The organism is Paraburkholderia caballeronis, assembly GCF_900104845.1.
Lineage (GTDB): Bacteria > Pseudomonadota > Gammaproteobacteria > Burkholderiales > Burkholderiaceae > Paraburkholderia > Paraburkholderia caballeronis.
On sequence record NZ_FNSR01000001.1, the window covers coordinates 2,284,420 to 2,301,779 of the forward strand.

The 17,360-nt window shown below is 67.5% G+C and carries 15 protein-coding genes; 12 read left to right on the top strand and 3 right to left on the bottom strand.

The window, feature by feature from the left end; genetic code table 11:
• Positions 1-9: 9 nt before the first annotated feature.
• A complete protein-coding gene (locus BLV92_RS10205) occupies positions 10-1,341 on the bottom strand; it encodes a homoserine dehydrogenase (RefSeq protein ID WP_090544578.1) in 1,332 nt (443 codons plus the stop codon).
• A gap of 55 nt (positions 1,342-1,396) precedes the next feature.
• On the bottom strand, positions 1,397-2,635 hold the full coding sequence (locus tag BLV92_RS10210) for a pyridoxal phosphate-dependent aminotransferase (protein WP_166676591.1): 1,239 nt from the start codon (positions 2,633-2,635) through the stop codon (positions 1,397-1,399).
• A gap of 534 nt (positions 2,636-3,169) precedes the next feature.
• Here BLV92_RS10210 and BLV92_RS10215 point away from each other — a divergent pair.
• The 12 genes from BLV92_RS10215 to BLV92_RS10275 all read left to right on the top strand — a co-directional run bounded on the left by BLV92_RS10215 (position 3,170) and on the right by BLV92_RS10275 (position 16,285).
• Entirely contained in the window at positions 3,170-3,544 is a 375-nt protein-coding gene (locus BLV92_RS10215; RefSeq protein ID WP_243842497.1) for an Mth938-like domain-containing protein, read from the top strand.
• Positions 3,545-3,665: 121 nt separating this feature from the next.
• A complete protein-coding gene (locus BLV92_RS10220; RefSeq protein WP_090544580.1) occupies positions 3,666-5,357 on the top strand; it encodes a glycosyltransferase family 39 protein in 1,692 nt (563 codons plus the stop codon).
• Positions 5,358-5,507: 150 nt separating this feature from the next.
• Positions 5,508-5,879 (top strand): SMR family transporter, encoded by a 372-nt coding sequence (locus tag BLV92_RS10225; protein WP_090544581.1) that lies wholly within the window; start codon positions 5,508-5,510, stop codon positions 5,877-5,879.
• Between the two features lie 119 nt (positions 5,880-5,998).
• Entirely contained in the window at positions 5,999-7,150 is a 1,152-nt protein-coding gene (locus BLV92_RS10230) for a DegT/DnrJ/EryC1/StrS family aminotransferase (protein WP_090544582.1), read from the top strand.
• A gap of 123 nt (positions 7,151-7,273) precedes the next feature.
• Positions 7,274-8,314, top strand: coding sequence for a glycosyltransferase (locus BLV92_RS10235; protein ID WP_090544583.1), 1,041 nt, complete (start codon positions 7,274-7,276; stop codon positions 8,312-8,314).
• Positions 8,311-9,246 (top strand): formyltransferase, encoded by a 936-nt coding sequence (locus BLV92_RS10240; RefSeq protein WP_090544584.1) that lies wholly within the window; start codon positions 8,311-8,313, stop codon positions 9,244-9,246. Before BLV92_RS10235 ends, BLV92_RS10240 begins: the two co-directional genes overlap by 4 nt.
• Positions 9,243-10,292: a bifunctional UDP-4-keto-pentose/UDP-xylose synthase gene (locus tag BLV92_RS10245; protein ID WP_090544585.1), complete on the top strand. Its 1,050-nt coding sequence runs from the start codon at positions 9,243-9,245 to the stop codon at positions 10,290-10,292. The genes BLV92_RS10240 and BLV92_RS10245 overlap by 4 nt, the downstream gene beginning before the upstream one ends.
• A 21-nt stretch (positions 10,293-10,313) precedes the next feature.
• A complete protein-coding gene (locus BLV92_RS10250; protein ID WP_090544586.1) occupies positions 10,314-11,210 on the top strand; it encodes a polysaccharide deacetylase family protein in 897 nt (298 codons plus the stop codon).
• A 125-nt stretch (positions 11,211-11,335) separates the two neighbouring features.
• Positions 11,336-11,797, top strand: a complete 462-nt coding sequence (locus tag BLV92_RS10255; protein ID WP_090544587.1) for a peroxiredoxin — start codon at positions 11,336-11,338, stop codon at positions 11,795-11,797.
• Between the two features lie 352 nt (positions 11,798-12,149).
• Positions 12,150-13,988: a PhoH family protein gene (locus BLV92_RS10265; protein ID WP_090544588.1), complete on the top strand. Its 1,839-nt coding sequence runs from the start codon at positions 12,150-12,152 to the stop codon at positions 13,986-13,988.
• 230 nt (positions 13,989-14,218) lie between these two features.
• Positions 14,219-15,376 (top strand): C40 family peptidase, encoded by a 1,158-nt coding sequence (locus BLV92_RS10270; protein WP_090544589.1) that lies wholly within the window; start codon positions 14,219-14,221, stop codon positions 15,374-15,376.
• Between the two features lie 102 nt (positions 15,377-15,478).
• Positions 15,479-16,285, top strand: a complete 807-nt coding sequence (locus tag BLV92_RS10275) for an SDR family NAD(P)-dependent oxidoreductase (RefSeq protein WP_090544590.1) — start codon at positions 15,479-15,481, stop codon at positions 16,283-16,285.
• A 63-nt stretch (positions 16,286-16,348) separates the two neighbouring features.
• Here the strand turns inward: BLV92_RS10275 and BLV92_RS10280 are convergent, their stop codons facing one another.
• Positions 16,349-17,359, bottom strand: coding sequence for an inorganic phosphate transporter (locus BLV92_RS10280; protein ID WP_090544591.1), 1,011 nt, complete (start codon positions 17,357-17,359; stop codon positions 16,349-16,351).
• Position 17,360: the final 1 nt, after the last annotated feature.

Below are 17,360 nucleotides of genomic sequence, written 5' to 3' on the forward strand. Positions count from 1 at the left end.
GTGTCCGCGTTAGTTCAGCGCTTCCATCCGGAGCTTCGTGACCGACGACACGACGGTCGCCAGCTTCTCGATCCGCGCGATCGCCGCGTTGACGCTCTTTTCGAGCGTCTCGTGCGTGATCAGGATGATGTCGGTCTCGGCCTTGCCCTGCGCGTCCACCTGCTCCGATTCCTTTTGCAGCAGCGCGTCGATCGAGATGCCGCTGTCCGCGAGAATGCGCGTGATGTCGGCCATCACGCCGCGCTCGTCGGCGACGCGCAGGCGCAGGTAATAACCGCTCGTCACTTCGTCGATCGGCAGGATCGGCGTGTTCGACAGGCTGTCCGGCTGGAACGCGAGATGCGGCACGCGATGCTCGGGGTCCGCCGTGTGCAGGCGCGTGACGTCGACGAGATCCGCGACGACCGCCGACGCGGTCGGCTCCGCGCCCGCGCCCTTGCCGTAGTACAGCGTCGTGCCGACCGCGTCGCCGTGCACGACGACCGCGTTCATCGCGCCTTCGACGTTCGCGAGCAGGCGCTTGCCCGGAATCAGCGTCGGGTGCACGCGCAGCTCGATGCCGGCGTCGGTGCGCCGCGCGATGCCGAGCAGCTTGATCCGGTAGCCGAGTTCCTCCGCATAACGGATGTCGATCGCGTCGAGCTTGCTGATCCCTTCGACGTACGCCTTGTCGAACTGCACCGGCACGCCGAACGCGATCGCGCTCATGATCGTCGCCTTGTGCGCGGCGTCGACGCCTTCGATGTCGAAGGTCGGGTCTGCTTCCGCGTAGCCGAGTTCCTGCGCGGCCTTCAGCGCGGTCGCGAAGTCGAGCCCGCGCTCGCGCATCTCGGACAGGATGTAGTTCGTCGTGCCGTTGATGATGCCGGCGATGTACTGGATGCGGTTCGCGGTGAGCCCTTCGCGCAGCGCCTTGATGATCGGGATGCCGCCCGCGACCGCCGCCTCGAACGCGACCATCACGCCCTTCGCGCGCGCGGCCTCGAAAATCTCGGTGCCGTGGACCGCGAGCAATGCCTTGTTCGCGGTGACCACGTGCTTGCCGTTCGCGAGCGCGCGCAGCACCAGTTCACGCGCGACGCCGGTGCCGCCGATCATTTCCGCGACGATCGAAATCGACGGGTCGTCGACGACCGCGTTGAAGTCGCTCGTCACGTCGACCGTGCCGGCGTCCGCGCCGAGCGCGGCCGCGGCCTTCGCCGGGTTGCGGACCGCGATGCGCGCGACCTCGATGCCGCGGCCCGCGCGGCGTTTGATTTCTTCCTGGTTGCGGCGCAGTACCGTGAAGGTGCCGCTGCCTACCGTGCCGAAGCCCAGCAGTCCAACTTTGATCGGTTCCATGCAGCGTGTGTTCGAATAGGAAATTGAAGGAAAACGTTCGGTGCGCCGGCGGCCGTCAGGCCGAATGGCGCTTGCGATAGCCGTCGAGGAAACGCGCGATCCGGTTGATCGAGTCGGTCAGGTCGTCCACGTTCGGCAGGAACACGACGCGGAAGTGGTCCGGCTGCTTCCAGTTGAAGCCGGTGCCCTGCACGAGCAGCACGCGCTCCGCGAGCAGCAGGTCGAGGATGAACTGCTGGTCGTCCTCGATCGGATAGAGCTTCGGGTCGAGGCGCGGGAACATGTACAGCGCCGCCTCGGGCTTCACGCAGGTGACGCCCGGAATCGACGTCAGCATGTTGTACGCGAGTTCGCGCTGGCGGTACAGCCGGCCGCCCGGCAGGATCAGTTCGTTGATGCTCTGGTAGCCGCCGAGCGCGGTCTGGATCGCGTACTGGCCCGGCACGTTCGCGCACAGGCGCATCGACGCGAGGATGCCGAGCCCTTCGATGTAGTCCTTCGCGCGGCGGCGGTTCTCGCCCGTCATGCCGGACAGGAACATCCAGCCCGCGCGGTAGCCGCACGCGCGGTAGCTCTTCGACAGGCTGTTCAGCGTGACGGTCAGCACGTCCTCGGACAGCGAGCCGAGCGCCGTGTGCGTCTTGCCGTCGTAGACGATCTTGTCGTACACCTCGTCCGCGAAGATGATGAGCCCGTGTTCGCGCGCGATCGCGACGAGCCCCTTCAGCAGTTCATCGGAATACAGCGCGCCGGTCGGGTTGTTCGGGTTGATGACGACGAGCGCGCGCGTGTTCGGCGTGATCTTCGCGCGGATGTCGTCGAGGTCGGGCATCCACGCGTTCGACTCGTCGCAGATGTAGTGGATCGGCGTGCCGCCGGACAGGCTCACGGCGGCGGTCCACAGCGGATAGTCCGGCGCGGGCAGCAGCACTTCGTCGCCGTCGTTGAGCAGCGCCTGCATCGCCATCACGATCAGCTCGGACGCGCCGTTGCCGACGTAGATGTCGTCCAGCTCGACGCCCTTCACGCCCTTCTGCTGCGCGTAGTGCATGATCGCCTTGCGCGCCGCGAACACGCCCTTCGAATCCGAATAACCCGACGAACCCGGCAGGTTCAGGATCATGTCCTGGATCACCTCGTCCGGCGCGTCGAAGCCGAACGGCGCGAGGTTGCCGATGTTCAGCTTGATGATGCGGTGGCCTTCTTCTTCGAGGCGCTTCGCGTGTTCGAGCACCGGGCCGCGAATGTCGTAGCAGACGTTCTGCAGCTTGTTGGATTTCAGGATCGGTTTCACGGCTGGCTGTCGGTTGTGTGGATGCTTGAATCGGATGGCTTCGGCCGGATTGCGTCGGAGTCGGTGCGGTTTTCCGGGTGCGGACGGTCGCCGGGCCGGCCGGACGGAACGGGTGAACGGCGCGGGCCGCCGGATCACCGGCTGATTCCCGCTGGACCGACGCGGCTGCCGCGTTGCATCCCCCGAGCGCGCAATCTGCGTCCCCTGCGTCGCTGCGCCGGGCTTCGTCGCCCGGCGAAAGCCGGAGCGCCGGCAACCGCCACGAACCGCAAACAGACGCGGCAACGGCGCGAAAACAGCACGTAAGCGGCTGATAGCAGCGTGATGGGCGGGATTCGGACGAGCCGCAGCTTGTGGCGCGGACGGCGGGCGAAGCGGGAGGCGCCGCGGCGACGGCTAAAAAGTTATAATTTAGCGGATTTTGGCCGACTTCCGCAATGCGCGGCGCGCCGCCGGCCGGCGCCCGTCGACGCAAGTCAACGCGACGTGGCGGGGCCGGCCCGCTCCTCGAACCGCGATCACCCGGAAACCGTTTTGAAACTACACCAGGACGCACACGGCGCGCTGAACACCGTCACCGGTTACGGCGCCGACTACGTCGAAGTCAATCTCGAACGCCATACCGGCAGCATCATCGTGCTGCCGGAGTCGCCGGTCGTCGAATGGCCGGTCGCCGCGTTCGACGCGCTCACCCCCGAGCTTTTCGCGATGCTGCTCGCGCCGGCCCCCGAGGTCGTCGTGTTCGGCAGCGGCGAGCGGCTGCGCTTCCCGCATCCGCGGCTCACCGCGGCGCTCACCGCGAAACGCATCGGCGTCGAGGCGATGGACTTCAAGGCCGCCTGCCGCACTTACAACATCCTGATGGCCGAAGGGCGCAGGGTCGCGGCGGCGCTGCTGATCGAGCGCTGATCCCCCGTTCCTTAAGCTTTGCCGGCCCGTAATGGCGTACACTGCGCGCCGCGCATGACGCGCGGGGCCGTGCCGCCGCCGCACGCGCCGCACTTCCGAACGACCAACAGGCTGGAATTCCATGAACGATACGCCTTCGAGGCTGCCGCTCAACCGCACCGCATTGCTGCTGCTCGTGGCGGCGCTCGCCGTGATCTGGTTCGTGCCGCTCGGCTGGCGCCACCTGCTGCCGAGCGACGAAGGCCGGTACGCGGAGATGGCGCGCGAGATGCTGGCGTCCGGCGACTGGATCACGCCGCGCTACAACGACTACAAGTATTTCGAGAAACCGCCGCTGCAAACGTGGGCGAACGCGCTGACATTCATGGCGTTCGGCCTCGGCGAATGGCAGGCGCGCCTGTACACCGCGCTGACCGGCTTCGCCGGCATCCTGCTGGTCGGTTTCACCGGCGCGCGGGTGTTCAACGCGGCGACCGGCTTCTTCGCTGCGCTCGCGCTCGCGTGCGCGCCGTACTGGAACCTGATGGGCCACTTCAACACGCTCGACATGGGCCTGTCGTTCTGGATGGAGCTGTCGCTGTGCGCGCTGCTGCTCGCGCAGCGGCCCGGGCTGCCGTCGCGCGGCGTGCGTGGGTGGATGTGGGTGTGCTGGGCCGCGATGGCGCTGTCGGTGCTGTCCAAGGGCCTCGTCGGGCTGATCCTGCCGGGCGCGGTGCTCGTGCTGTACACGCTCGCCGCGCGCGACTGGGCGCTGTGGAAGCGGCTCTATCTCGTGAGCGGGCTGATCGTGTTCTTCGCGATCGTCACGCCGTGGTTCGTGCTGGTCCAGCAGCGCAATCCCGAGTTCTTCAACTTCTTTTTCGTCGTCCAGCAGTTCCGCCGTTATCTGACGCCGGAGCAGAACCGCCCCGGCGCGTTGTACTACTTCGTGCCGGTGCTGATCGTCGGGTTCCTGCCGTGGCTGTCCGTTGCGTTCCAGAGCTTCCGGCACGCGCTGCGGATGCCGCGCCAGCCGAACGGCTTCGCGCCGGTCACGCTGCTCGTCGTCTGGAGCGCGTTCATCTTCGTGTTCTTCAGCGCGTCGCATTCGAAGCTGATCTCGTACACGCTGCCGATCGCGCCGGCGCTCGCGCTGGTGATCGGCGCGTATCTGCCGCTGATGACGCGCGCGCAGTGGCAGCGGCTTCTGAGCGGCTACGCGGTGTTCCTCGTCGTCGCCGCGTTCGGCGCGCTGTTCCTCGGCCGGCTCGGCGACGCGCGCAACCCGAACGCGCTGTATCGCGAATTCCAGTTGTGGGTCTATGCGGCGCTCGCAGCCGGTTTCGTGCTCACGCTCGTCGCGCTGTGGCTGAACCGCCGCAGCCGCGACCCGCAGACGGCGCGCACCGGACCGGCGATCGCGTTCGGCGCCGGCTGGCTGCTGCTCGCGACGATCGCCGGCACCGGGCACGACGTATTCGGCACGGTCAGTTCCGGCGCGCCGCTCGCGCCGGCCGTGCGCTCGGCGATCGCCGCGCTGCCGCCCGGCACGCCGTTCTACTCGGTCGGCGTGCTCGACCATACGATCCCGTTCTACGTGCGCCACTCGATGATCATGGTGCAGACGACCGACGAACTCGCGTTCGGCATCTCGCAGGAGCCGCAAAAATGGGTTCCGACCATCGACGAGTGGAAACAGCGCTGGGTCGCGTCGCACTATGCGCTCGCGCTGCTGCCGGCCCAGCGCTACGAACAACTGGCCGCCGACGGCCTGCCGATGCAGGTCGTCGCGCGCGACGCGCGGCGCGTGATCGTCGAGCGATCGCGCCCGTGACACCCCGGCCGCGCGGGCGGCCCCGCCGCATGCGCGATAATCGCGGCCGTGCGCCCGCCGCGGCGGCCTGGCCGCGCGGCGCGCGACAGCGCCCGCGGCCCACCGCGGCGCGGCCGCCCAACGCCCAACCGACCCGATACTGAACCGTCGATGAATCCCGTTTCCCTGATCTGCATCCTCGCCGGCGTCGCGCTGAACGCGTGCGCGCAACTGTTGCTGAAGGCCGGCGTCAACGCCGTTGGACACTTCGAATTCACCCGTGCGAACATCCTGCCAGTCGGCCTGAAGCTCGCGACGCAACTGCCGATCATCGGCGGGCTCGCGTGCTACGTGGTCAGCGTGGTCGTCTGGATCGTCGGGCTGTCGCGCGTCGACGTGTCGATCGCGTACCCGATGCTGTCGCTCGGCTACGTGGTCAACGCGTTCGCCGCGTGGTATCTGTTCGGCGAAGTGCTGAGCATGCAGCGGCTCGTCGGCATCGGCATCATTCTCGTCGGCGTGTTCGTGCTCGCGCGCAGCTAGCGCGCCGCCGCCCGGTCCGGCCCCGTCTGGCCCACCCGGCCCACCCGGCCCCATAAGCGCCGCGTAAGGATTGCCGAGGCATCCTTGCGCCCGTTCCACCCTTTGCGAGCCCAGCATCCATGACCCAGCCCTCCGTCCCGTTCCTGCCGTTCGTGCGCCCCGAAATCGACGAGGAAACCATCCAGGGCGTCGTCGACGTGCTGCGCTCCGGCTGGATCACCACCGGCCCGCAGAACCAGGCGTTCGAGGCCGCGCTGTCCGGATTCTGCGGCGGCCGCCCGGTGCGCACGTTCAATTCCGGCACCGCGACGCTCGAAATCGGGCTGCGGATCGCCGGTGTCGGTCCGGGCGACGAGGTCATCACGACGCCCGCGTCGTGGGTCGCGACCAGCAACGTGGTCTACGAGGTCGGCGCGACGCCGGTGTTCGTCGACATCGACCCGCGCACGCGCAACATCGACCTCGACCGGATCGAAGCCGCGATCACGCCGCGCACGAAGGCGATCATCCCGGTCTATCTGGCGGGCCTGCCGGTCGACATGGACCGGCTGTACGAGATCGCGCGCGCGCACCGGCTGCGCGTGATCGAGGACGCCGCGCAGGCGTTCGGCTCGACGTGGAACGGCGAGCGGATCGGCAAGCTCGGCGACCTGGTGTCGTTCAGCTTCCACGCGAACAAGAACCTGACGTCGATCGAGGGCGGCGCGCTGGTGCTCAACGACGAGGCGGAGGCGGTGCTCGCGCAGAAATACCGGCTGCAGGGGATCACGCGCACCGGCTTCGACGGGATGGACTGCGACGTGCTCGGCGGCAAGTACAATCTCACCGACGTGGCCGCGCGCGTCGGCCTCGGGCAACTGAAGCACCTCGAACGGTTCACCGCGCGGCGCCGCGAACTGGCGCGCGCGTACTTCGCGGGTTTCGCGGACGGCGCGGCGGTCGGGCTCGGCGTCGGCCTGCCGGTCGCGGATTTCGCGAACAGCAACTGGCACATGTTCCAGATCACGCTGCCGCTGGAAAAACTGGATATCGACCGCGCGGGCTTCATGGCGGAACTGAAGGAACGCGGGATCGGCTCGGGCGTGCATTACCCGGCGATTCACCTGTTCACGCTGTACCGCCAGCGCGGGTTCGGGCCGGGCATGTTCCCGCACGCGGAGCGCTTCGGCGCGACGACGGTCACGCTGCCGCTCTTCACGCAGATGACCGGCGACGACGTCGCGCGGGTGTGCGGCGCGGTGAACGAAATCTGCGAACGGCACGGCCGGTAAGCGGTGAGCCGCAGTTCGCAGCCCGGTCCGTCAGGCGGTTCGCTGCGGCGCAGCACAGAGGGAACGGCGGTCGGCGCGCGACTCACGCCCCGCCATCGATACGAAAACGGAAAACACGCACAGATGACTCAAACGGAACACCGCACCCTGACACCGGACACGCCGGAAGTCTCGGTCATCATCCCGGTCTACAACGAGGAGGCCGGGCTGACCGCGCTGTTCACGCGCCTTTACCCGGCGCTCGACGCGCTCGGCACGTCGTACGAGGTGATCTTCATCAACGACGGCAGCCGCGACCGCTCGCCCGCGATGCTCGCCGAGCAGTTCCGCAAGCGCCCGGACGCGACCCGCGTGATCCTGCTGAACGGCAACTACGGCCAGCACATGGCGATCCTCGCGGGCTTCGAGCAGTCGCGCGGGCAGATCGTCATCACGCTGGACGCGGACCTGCAGAATCCGCCCGAGGAAATCGGCAAGCTGGTCGCGAAGATGCGCGAAGGCTACGACTACGTCGGCACGATCCGGATGCAGCGTCAGGACAGCCTGTGGCGGCGCAAGGCGTCGCTGATGATGAACCGGCTGCGCGAACGCATCACGCGGATCAAGATGACCGACCAGGGCTGCATGCTGCGCGCGTACAACCGCCAGATCATCGACACGATCAACCGCTGCGGCGAGATCAACACTTTCATCCCGGCGCTCGCGTACACGTTCGCGCAGAACCCGGTCGAGATCGACGTCGCGCACGAAGAACGCTTCGCCGGCGAATCGAAGTATTCGCTGTACAGCCTGATCCGGCTGAACTTCGACCTCGTGACCGGCTTCTCGGTCGTGCCGCTGCAATGGCTGTCGTTCATCGGCGTGATCCTGTCGCTCGGCTCGGCCGGTCTCTTCGTGCTGCTGCTGATCCGCCGCTTCATCATCGGCGCGGAAGTGCAAGGCGTGTTCACGCTGTTCGCGATCACGTTCTTCCTGCTCGGCGTGATCATCTTCGCGCTCGGCCTGCTCGGCGAATACATCGGGCGCATCTACCAGCAGGTGCGCGCGCGGCCGCGCTACCTCGTGCAGACGATCCTCGAAGAGCGCAACGGCCAGCCGGTCGCCGCGGCGCCGGACCAGCAGGTCGTGCAGCCGTCGATCGCGCAGCAGGGAGCCCAGCGATGAAACCGCGCGCAGTCGTGTTCGCGTATCACAACGTCGGCGTGCGCTGCCTGCAGGTGCTGCTCGCGCGCGGCGTCGACGTGGCGCTCGTCGTCACGCACGAGGACAGCGCGACCGAGAACATCTGGTTCGGCAGCGTGAAGGCGGTCGCCGGGGAACACGGGATTCCGGTCGTCACGCCGGCCGATCCGCAGAGCGCCGGGTTGCGCGCGGCAGTCAGCGCCGCGCGGCCGGACTTCATTTTCTCGTTCTACTACCGGCACATGCTGCCGACCGGCCTGCTCGCGCTCGCCGCGCGCGGCGCGTACAACATGCACGGCTCGCTGCTGCCGAAGTATCGCGGCCGCGTGCCGACGAACTGGGCGGTGCTGCACGGCGAAACCGAGACCGGCGCGACGCTGCACGAGATGGCCGCGAAGCCGGACGCCGGCGCGATCGTCGCGCAGACGCCGGTGCCGATCCTGCCGGACGACACCGCCGCGCAGGTGTTCGACAAGGTGACGGTCGCCGCCGAGCAGACGCTGTGGCGCGTCTTGCCGGCGCTGCTCGCGGGCGACGCGCCGCATCTGCCGAACGACCTGTCGCAAGGCAGCTATTTCGGCGGCCGCAAGCCGGAAGACGGCCGCATCGACTGGAGCCGGTCCGCCCAGCAGGTGTACAACCTGATCCGCGCGGTCGCGCCGCCGTATCCGGGCGCGTTCACCGACATCGGCGGCGAGCGTTTCGTGATCGCCCGCGCGCGGCTCGCGCGTCCGGGCTCCGCGCCCGCCCATTTGCCCGCCGGTATAAGCGTAAGCGATAATGCCTTTTTCGCCGTCTGCGGCGACGGCCGCGCGATCGCGATCCACGAACTGTGGCACCAGCGCGACGGCGCCGACACCGTCATCACGCCCGCCGCGTTCTCCGAACTCGTTCAATCAGTCTCCCGTCCATGAACAAAAAAGTCCTGATCCTGGGTGTGAACGGCTTCATCGGCCATCACCTGTCCAAGCGCATTCTCGAAACCACCGACTGGGAAGTGTTCGGGATGGACATGCAGACCGATCGCCTCGGCGATCTCGTCAAGCATGAGCGGATGCACTTCTTCGAAGGCGACATCACGATCAACAAGGAGTGGGTCGAGTATCACGTGAAGAAGTGCGACGTGATCCTGCCGCTGGTCGCGATCGCGACGCCCGCCACTTACGTGAAGCAGCCGCTGCGCGTGTTCGAACTCGACTTCGAGGCGAATCTGCCGATCGTGCGTTCGGCGGTCAAGTACCGCAAGCATCTGGTGTTTCCGTCGACGTCCGAAGTGTACGGAATGTGCGAGGACGAGCAGTTCGACCCGGACGCGTCCGCCCTCACCTACGGCCCGATCAACAAGCCGCGCTGGATCTACGCGTGCTCGAAGCAGTTGATGGACCGCGTGATCTGGGGCTACGGGATGGAAGGCCTGAACTTCACGCTGTTCCGTCCGTTCAACTGGATCGGCCCGGGCCTCGACTCGATCTACACGCCGAAGGAAGGGTCGTCGCGGGTGGTCACGCAATTCCTCGGCCATATCGTGCGCGGCGAGAACATCAGCCTCGTGGACGGCGGCGCGCAGAAGCGCGCGTTCACCGACATCGACGACGGCATCGACGCGCTGATGAAGATCATCGACAACAAGGACGGCGTCGCGACCGGCAAGATCTACAACATCGGCAACCCGACCAACAACTTCTCGGTGCGCGAACTCGCGCACAAGATGCTCACGCTCGCGGCCGAGTACCCGGAATACGCGGATCTCGCGAAACGCGTGCAGCTGGTCGAGACGTCGTCGGGCGCGTATTACGGCGCCGGCTACCAGGACGTGCAGAACCGCGTGCCGAAGATCGAGAACACGATGGCCGAACTCGGCTGGGCGCCGCAATCGACGTTCGACGACGCGCTGCGCAAGATCTTCGAGGCGTACCGCGGCCATGTCGCCGAGGCTCGCGCGCTCGTCGAGCAGCAGTAACCGCGCGGCGAGGAAGCGGCCTTGGCCCGCATCGTCCTGAAGATCGACGTCGATACGCTGCGCGGCACGCGTGAAGGCGTGCCGAATCTCGCGCGCATTTTCGACCGTTACCGCGCGCGCGCAACCTTCCTGTTCAGCCTCGGCCCGGACCACACCGGCTGGGCGATGCGCCGCGTGCTGCGGCCGGGATTCCTGAAGAAGGTGTCGCGCACGTCGGTCGTCGAGCACTACGGCGTGAAGCAGTTGATGTACGGCGTGCTGCTGCCCGGCCCCGACGTCGGCGTGCGCGCGGCGGCCGACATGCGCGCGATCCACGAAGCCGGTTTCGAATGCGGGATCCACACGTGGGATCACGTGTACTGGCAAGACAACGTGCGCCAGCGCGGCCGCGACTGGACCGTCGCGCAGATGCAGAAGAGCCACGAGCGGTTCGTCGACGTGTTCGGCGCGCCGCCGGTCACGCACGGCGCGGCCGGCTGGCAGATGAACGACGCGGCGTTCGAACAGATCGACGCATGGGGAATGCGCTACGCGTCCGACGGCCGTGGACATTCGCCGTACCGTCCGGTGGTCGGCGGCCGCACGCTGTCGCACGTGCAGATGCCGACCACGCTGCCGACGCTCGACGAAGTCCTCGGCGTCGACGGCATCGACACCGGCAACGTCGCCGCGTGGCTGCTGAAGCGCACCGACAACAATCCGCACGACCAGGTGTTCACGCTGCACGCCGAACTCGAAGGCCAGAAACTCGCGCCGGTGTTCGAGCAACTGCTCGCCGGCTGGCGCGCGCAGGGCCACACGTTTGCCACGATGGGCGACTACCATGCGACGCTGGACCCCGCATCGCTGCCATCGTACCCTGTCACATGGGGCGAGATCGCGGGCCGCTCCGGCCAGTTGATCGTCCAGCCCGACTGACTTCCGCGCCGGCCGCGCGACGCATTCCGCGCGCAGCCGGCCGCCGACCCGTGCGCCGTACCGGCCCGCCGCGACGCTTCCTGCGCGCGACCGGCACCGCGCCGTCATAACAACCGGAGAACCACGTGCCCATCGCAGTCGATCAACCCGTTCCAGACTTCACCGCGCCGGCGACCGGCGGCGACTTCACGCTGTCCAGTCTGCGGGGCAGCAAGGTCGTGCTGTATTTCTATCCGAAGGACAACACGCCGGGCTGCACGACCGAAGGGCTGCAGTTCCGCGACCTCTACCCGAAGTTCAAAAAGGCCGGCGCGGAGATCGTCGGCCTGTCGCGCGACAGCGTGCGCTCGCACGACAACTTCAAGGCGAAGCTCGAACTGCCGTTTACGCTGGTATCGGACTCCGACGAAGCGGTCTGCACGCTGTTCGACGTCATCAAGATGAAGAAAATGTATGGCAAGCAGGTGCGCGGAATCGAGCGTTCGACGTTCGTCATCGACGCCGACGGCGTGCTTCGCCGCGAGTGGCGCGGCGTGAAGGTGCCAGGCCATGTCGATGAAATTCTGGAGGCTGTACAAGCGCTGTGAGGCGCGTTATATTGGCCCGCAATGAGTGCCTGTCCACCCCATTTCTTTCGTGTTGCGCGGGTTCCGCAGCCGGCCTGGTCCGGAGCGGCGGACATCAGGCGCAACGCGACGACCGCAGTCGAGCCGCTCGCCCCGTCAGCCGGGGCAGCGGCTTTTTTGTTTGCAGTTCCATCGCCGTCGCGCCGGACCTTCGTCCGGCCGCGCGTCTTCGTGAAGGAGCCGACCGAAAAGCAGGCGAACCGGCATTTCCAGACCTGAGCGCGCCCGCCGCCCGGCCTGTCGCTGCCGCCTTGACGCACGCGACGCCGACGCACAGCGCCCCTACTCGACCCGATCTTTTTCGAGGGACACCATGCCTTTGCCTACCCCCCCCAGCAAGCTCGGCAACCTGCTGCCGCCGGACGAATACAAGGCTCGCGCGCGCACGCCGCGCAGCAGCCGGAAAACGGCGAGCGAAGGCGATGCCGCTGCGCTGCCCGAATACGGTCCGGCGAACGTCGCCGAGCCGATGACGCAGGCCGCGAACGCGGCCACCACGCTGCGCACCGTGCCGCTGCCAACCGCGAGCGCGGAACTGGCCGCGCTCGAACCGGTTGCGCCGGCGCCCTCGCGACGCCGCAAGTCGCAGCAGACCGCCGCGCTGCTGCAACCGCTCGCGCCCGCAGCACCGGCAGCCGACACGCCGGCGCCGGTCGCGCGCGACACGAAAGCGCCGGCGACGAAACCGCCGGCCACGCCTGCTTCGACCGCCACGCGCGGCAACACCAAAAAACGCATCCATCCGGAAGACTCGACCGAGGTCCGCAAGCTGTTCGTGCTCGACACGAACGTGCTGATGCACGACCCGACCTGCCTGTTCCGTTTCGAGGAACACGACGTCTATCTGCCGATGATGACGCTCGAAGAACTCGACAACCACAAGAAGGGCATGTCGGAAGTCGCGCGCAACGCACGGCAGGTAAGCCGCACGCTCGACCAGCTGGTCGCGAACGCGGGGCCGATCTCCGAAGGCATTTCGCTCGCGCGCCTCGGCAGCCGCGAGGCGCTCGGCCGCCTGTACTTCCAGACGACGCTCACGCACATCGATCCGGTCGAAGGGCTGCCCGAAGGCAAGGCCGACAACCAGATCCTCGGCGTCGTCCGCTCGCTGCAACGCGACCGCACCGACCGCCTCGTCGTGCTGGTGTCGAAAGACATCAACATGCGGATCAAGGCGCATGCGCTCGGCCTGCCCGCGGAAGACTACTTCAACGACCAGGTCCTCGAAGACAAGGACCTGCTCTATTCCGGCATCCGCGCGCTGCCGCAGGACTTCTGGACGAAGCACGCGAAGGGAATGGAGAGCTGGCAGGACACGAAAACCGGCACCACGTATTACCGCGTGACGGGTCCGCTGTGCGGGTCGATGCTGGTCAACGAGTTCGTCTATCTCGAACCGCAGAACGGCGAGCCGGCGTTCCATGCGATCGTGCGCGAACTGAACGGCAAGACCGCGCTGCTGCAGACGCTGCGCGACTACGGCCATCACAAGAACAACGTGTGGGGCATCACCGCGCGCAACCGCGAGCAGAACTTCGCGCTGAACCTGCTGATGAACCCGGACATCGACTTCGTCACGCTGCTCGGCCAGGCCGGCACCGGCAAGACGCTCGTCGCGCTCGCCGCGGGTCTCGCGCAGGTGCTCGACGACAAACGCTACAACGAGATCATCGTCACGCGCGCGACGGTGCCGGTCGGCGAGGACATCGGCTTCCTGCCGGGCACCGAAGAGGAAAAGATGCAGCCGTGGATGGGCGCGTTCGACGACAACCTCGAAGTGCTGCAAAAGACCGACGACGCGGCCGGCGAATGGGGCCGCGCGGCGACGCAGGAGCTGATCCGCTCGCGGCTGAAGGTGAAGAGCATGAACTTCATGCGCGGCCGCACGTTCGTCGACAAGTATCTGATCATCGACGAGGCGCAGAACCTGACGCCGAAACAGATGAAGACGCTCGTCACGCGCGCGGGTCCGGGCACGAAGATCGTCTGCCTCGGCAACATCGCGCAGATCGACACGCCGTATCTGACCGAAGGCAGTTCGGGCCTCACGTACGTGGTGGACCGCTTCAAGGGCTGGGCGCACAGCGGCCACGTGACGCTCGCGCGCGGCGAACGCTCGCGGCTCGCGGACTACGCGTCCGACATCCTGTAAGCCGACGTCACCGCACCGGCCGCCGCGCAGGCGGCCGGCGCACCTCGAAAGGACCGCATCCGGCACTGCCGCGATGCGGTCCTTTTTTATGCGCGCCGTTCCGGCAAAGCAACAGTTGGCGCACAAACTTCATGTAACTTATCAACATTTCTTGCGGAAGCCGCTCCGGGCGGGCTACCATCGGGCCATTATCCGTCCCCGGCGGACGCCCGGCCGTCCGCCCTCGCCCGATGCGCCGACTCTGGCTTCCGCTCTCGATCGTGGTCCTGCTTGCTGCGTGCTCCAGTACGCCGCCGGCGACCACTGCGCGCAAGAGCGGCGGCGCCTATTCGGTCGGCCGCGCGTACGAGACCCGGCCGCCCGGCTTCCCGAACTTCGTCGATCACAGCGTCGGACGCGAGGAAATCTCGATCCAGGCGATGGGCCTCGTCGGCATTCCGTACCGTTGGGGCGGCAATACGCCGGATAGCGGCTTCGATTGCAGCGGGCTCGTCCGCTACGTGGTCTCGCGCGCGGCCGACGTGAACCTGCCGCGCACGACCGCCGACATGAGCGGCCGCGGCGAGTCGATCGAACCCGACGAGATCGCCGCCGGCGACCTGGTGTTCTTCAACACGACCGGACGACCCCATTCGCACGTCGGCATTTATGTCGGCAAGCTGCGCTTCGTCAACGCGCCTTCGACCGGCGGGACCGTGCGGCTCGACTATCTGACGAACCCGTACTGGGCAAAGCGTTTCGACGGCATCCGGCGTGTCGCGCCGGCAAGACGCGCGCCAACGCCTTTCGATGCGCCGACGTGGGAGGCATCGACGCCAACGCCTGTTCCGGCTGCGATGGTGGCCGCTGCGCCGCCGGTCGTGGCGGTTGCCGTCGCGCCACCAGCGCCTGCACCCGCTGCCCGGGTGGCGACTATGGAGCCGCCGATAACTACGACTGCGCGCGTTGCCGCTCCTGCTACTGCGCCGACTGTCGCGGCCACCTCGCCGGCCGCCGCCGACGCGTTCGAACCGCCACCGCCCGCGCTGAGCGCCGCGCAATATCAGGCGCGGGCTGCGGGCGCTGTGGCTGCGGGCGTCCCGACGACCGATCCGGCCGCGCCGCCGATGACCGTCCAGGCGAGCGCCGCACCGAACGCCCCCGCCCCCGATCCGATAGACGCCGCCGCGGACGCTTTCGAACCACCGCCGCCGGCAGCCGTCGCCGCTCGCCAGGCCGCACAGGCCCAGGCGGCCGGGCGCATTCCCGACCCGCAGCCGGTCGCCGCGCCGACGTGGAACGCGCCGCCGGTACAGGTGCTGCGCGCGTCCACGTCCCCGCGTGAGATGCCCGCGCCGACACAATCGAACGACGACCCGATCGCCCGCTTCGCGAACAGCGGTTTCTGACCGGCGAGCGTTGTCCCCTGCGACTTGTCCGGATGGCCGACGCGGTTTGCGCGTACCGCCGCGTCTGCTATCGTTTCGGTACTTTTCTGCAGCGAGGCGGTTATGGATCTTGGACTCGGCAACAAGGTGGTTTTGATCACGGGCGGCAGCAAGGGCATCGGCCTCGCGTGCGCGCGTGCCTTCGCGGCGGAAGGCGCGTGCGTCGCGATCGTGTCGCGCGACGCGGCGAATCTCTCCCGCGCACGCGAGCAACTGGCCAAAGACGGACTGCACGTCCATCTGATGCGCGCGGACCTGCACGATCCGCATAGCGCGGCGGACGTCGTCGAAGAGGTATCGACCGCGGTCGGCCCGATCGACGTGCTCGTGAACAGCGCCGGCGCCGCGCGCCGCTACGATCCGGAAATGCTCGATGCCGCCGCGTTCAAGGCGACGATGGAAGCGAAGTATTTTCCTTACATCTACCCGCAGCAGGAAGTGCTGCGCCGGATGGTCGAACGGGTGAAGTCCGGCGCGGCGTCGGAGCCGGGCACGATCGTGAACATCATCGGGATGGGCGGCAAGTTCGCGACCGACATCCACATCGCGGGCGGCGCCGCGAACGCCGCGCTGATGCTGGCGACGGTCGGCCTCGCGCACTATCACGCACGCTACGGCATCCGCATCAACGCGATCAATCCGGGCGCGACGCTGACCGAGCGGCTGCAGGAAGCATTGAACCTCGAAGCGGGACGGGAAGGCATCGACGCGGCCGAGGCGCTTGCGCGCGGCGAGTCCCGCGTGCCGCTCGGCCGTTATGCGAAACCCGAGGAAGTCGCCGACGTCACGCTGTTCCTCGCGAGCCGGCGCGCGAGCTACGTGACCGGCGCGATCGTGCCGATGGACGGCGGCGGCACGCCGATCATCTGATACCGGTCGAAAGATGATGCGCCGCCGCGCGCGATGACGAAACGCGGCGGCGGCGAACGGGGGTCACAGCAGCCGGTGGCCGACCCACCAGCCCGCGGCCGCGAGCACGGCCGATGCGGGGATCGTCAGGATCCACGCCCACACGATGTTGCCGGCCACGCCCCAGCGCACGGCGCTCAGCTTGCGCGTCGCGCCGACGCCGACGATTGCGCCGGTAATCGTGTGCGTGGTCGACACCGGGATGCCGAGCCACGACGCGGTGAACAGCGTCAGCGCGCCGCCCGTTTCCGCGCAGAAACCGCCGACCGGCTTCAGCATCGTGATCCTCTGCCCCATCGTGCGGACGATCCGCCAGCCGCCGAACAGCGTGCCGAGGCCCATCGACAGATAACAGCCGCCGATCACCCACAGCGGCGGCGCATCCGAGCCGGCCGACGAAAAGCCGGTCGCGATCAGCAGCATCCAGATGATGCCGATCGTCTTCTGCGCGTCGTTGCCGCCGTGGCCGAGGCTGTACAGCCCCGCCGACACCAGTTGCAGGCGGCGGAAACGCCGGTCCACCTTGCTCGGCGGCGTGCGGAAGTACAGCCACGACACCAGCAGCATGAAGAACGAGCCGAGCACGAAACCGAGCAGCGGCGAGATGAAGATGAACGCGACCGTCTTCATCAGCCCGTCGAAGTTCAGCGAGCCCCACCCCGCCTTCGCGAGCGCCGCGCCGACGAGGCCGCCGATCAGCGCGTGCGACGAACTCGACGGAATGCCGTAGTACCACGTCAGCACGTTCCAGCCAATCGCGCCGACGAGCGCGCCGAACACGACATAGTGATCGACGATGTCCGGGTCGATCGTGCCGCGCCCGACCGTTTCGGCGACCTTCAGATGGAAGATGAAATACGCGATGACGTTGAACAGCGCCGCGAACGCGACCGCCTGATGCGGCTTCAGCACGCCGGTGGACACGACGGTGGCGATCGAATTCGCCGCGTCGTGAAAGCCGTTCATGAAGTCGAAAAGCAGCGAAATGGCGACCAGCGTCGCAACCACCCAGATGGCGAGTTGTATCGATTGCATC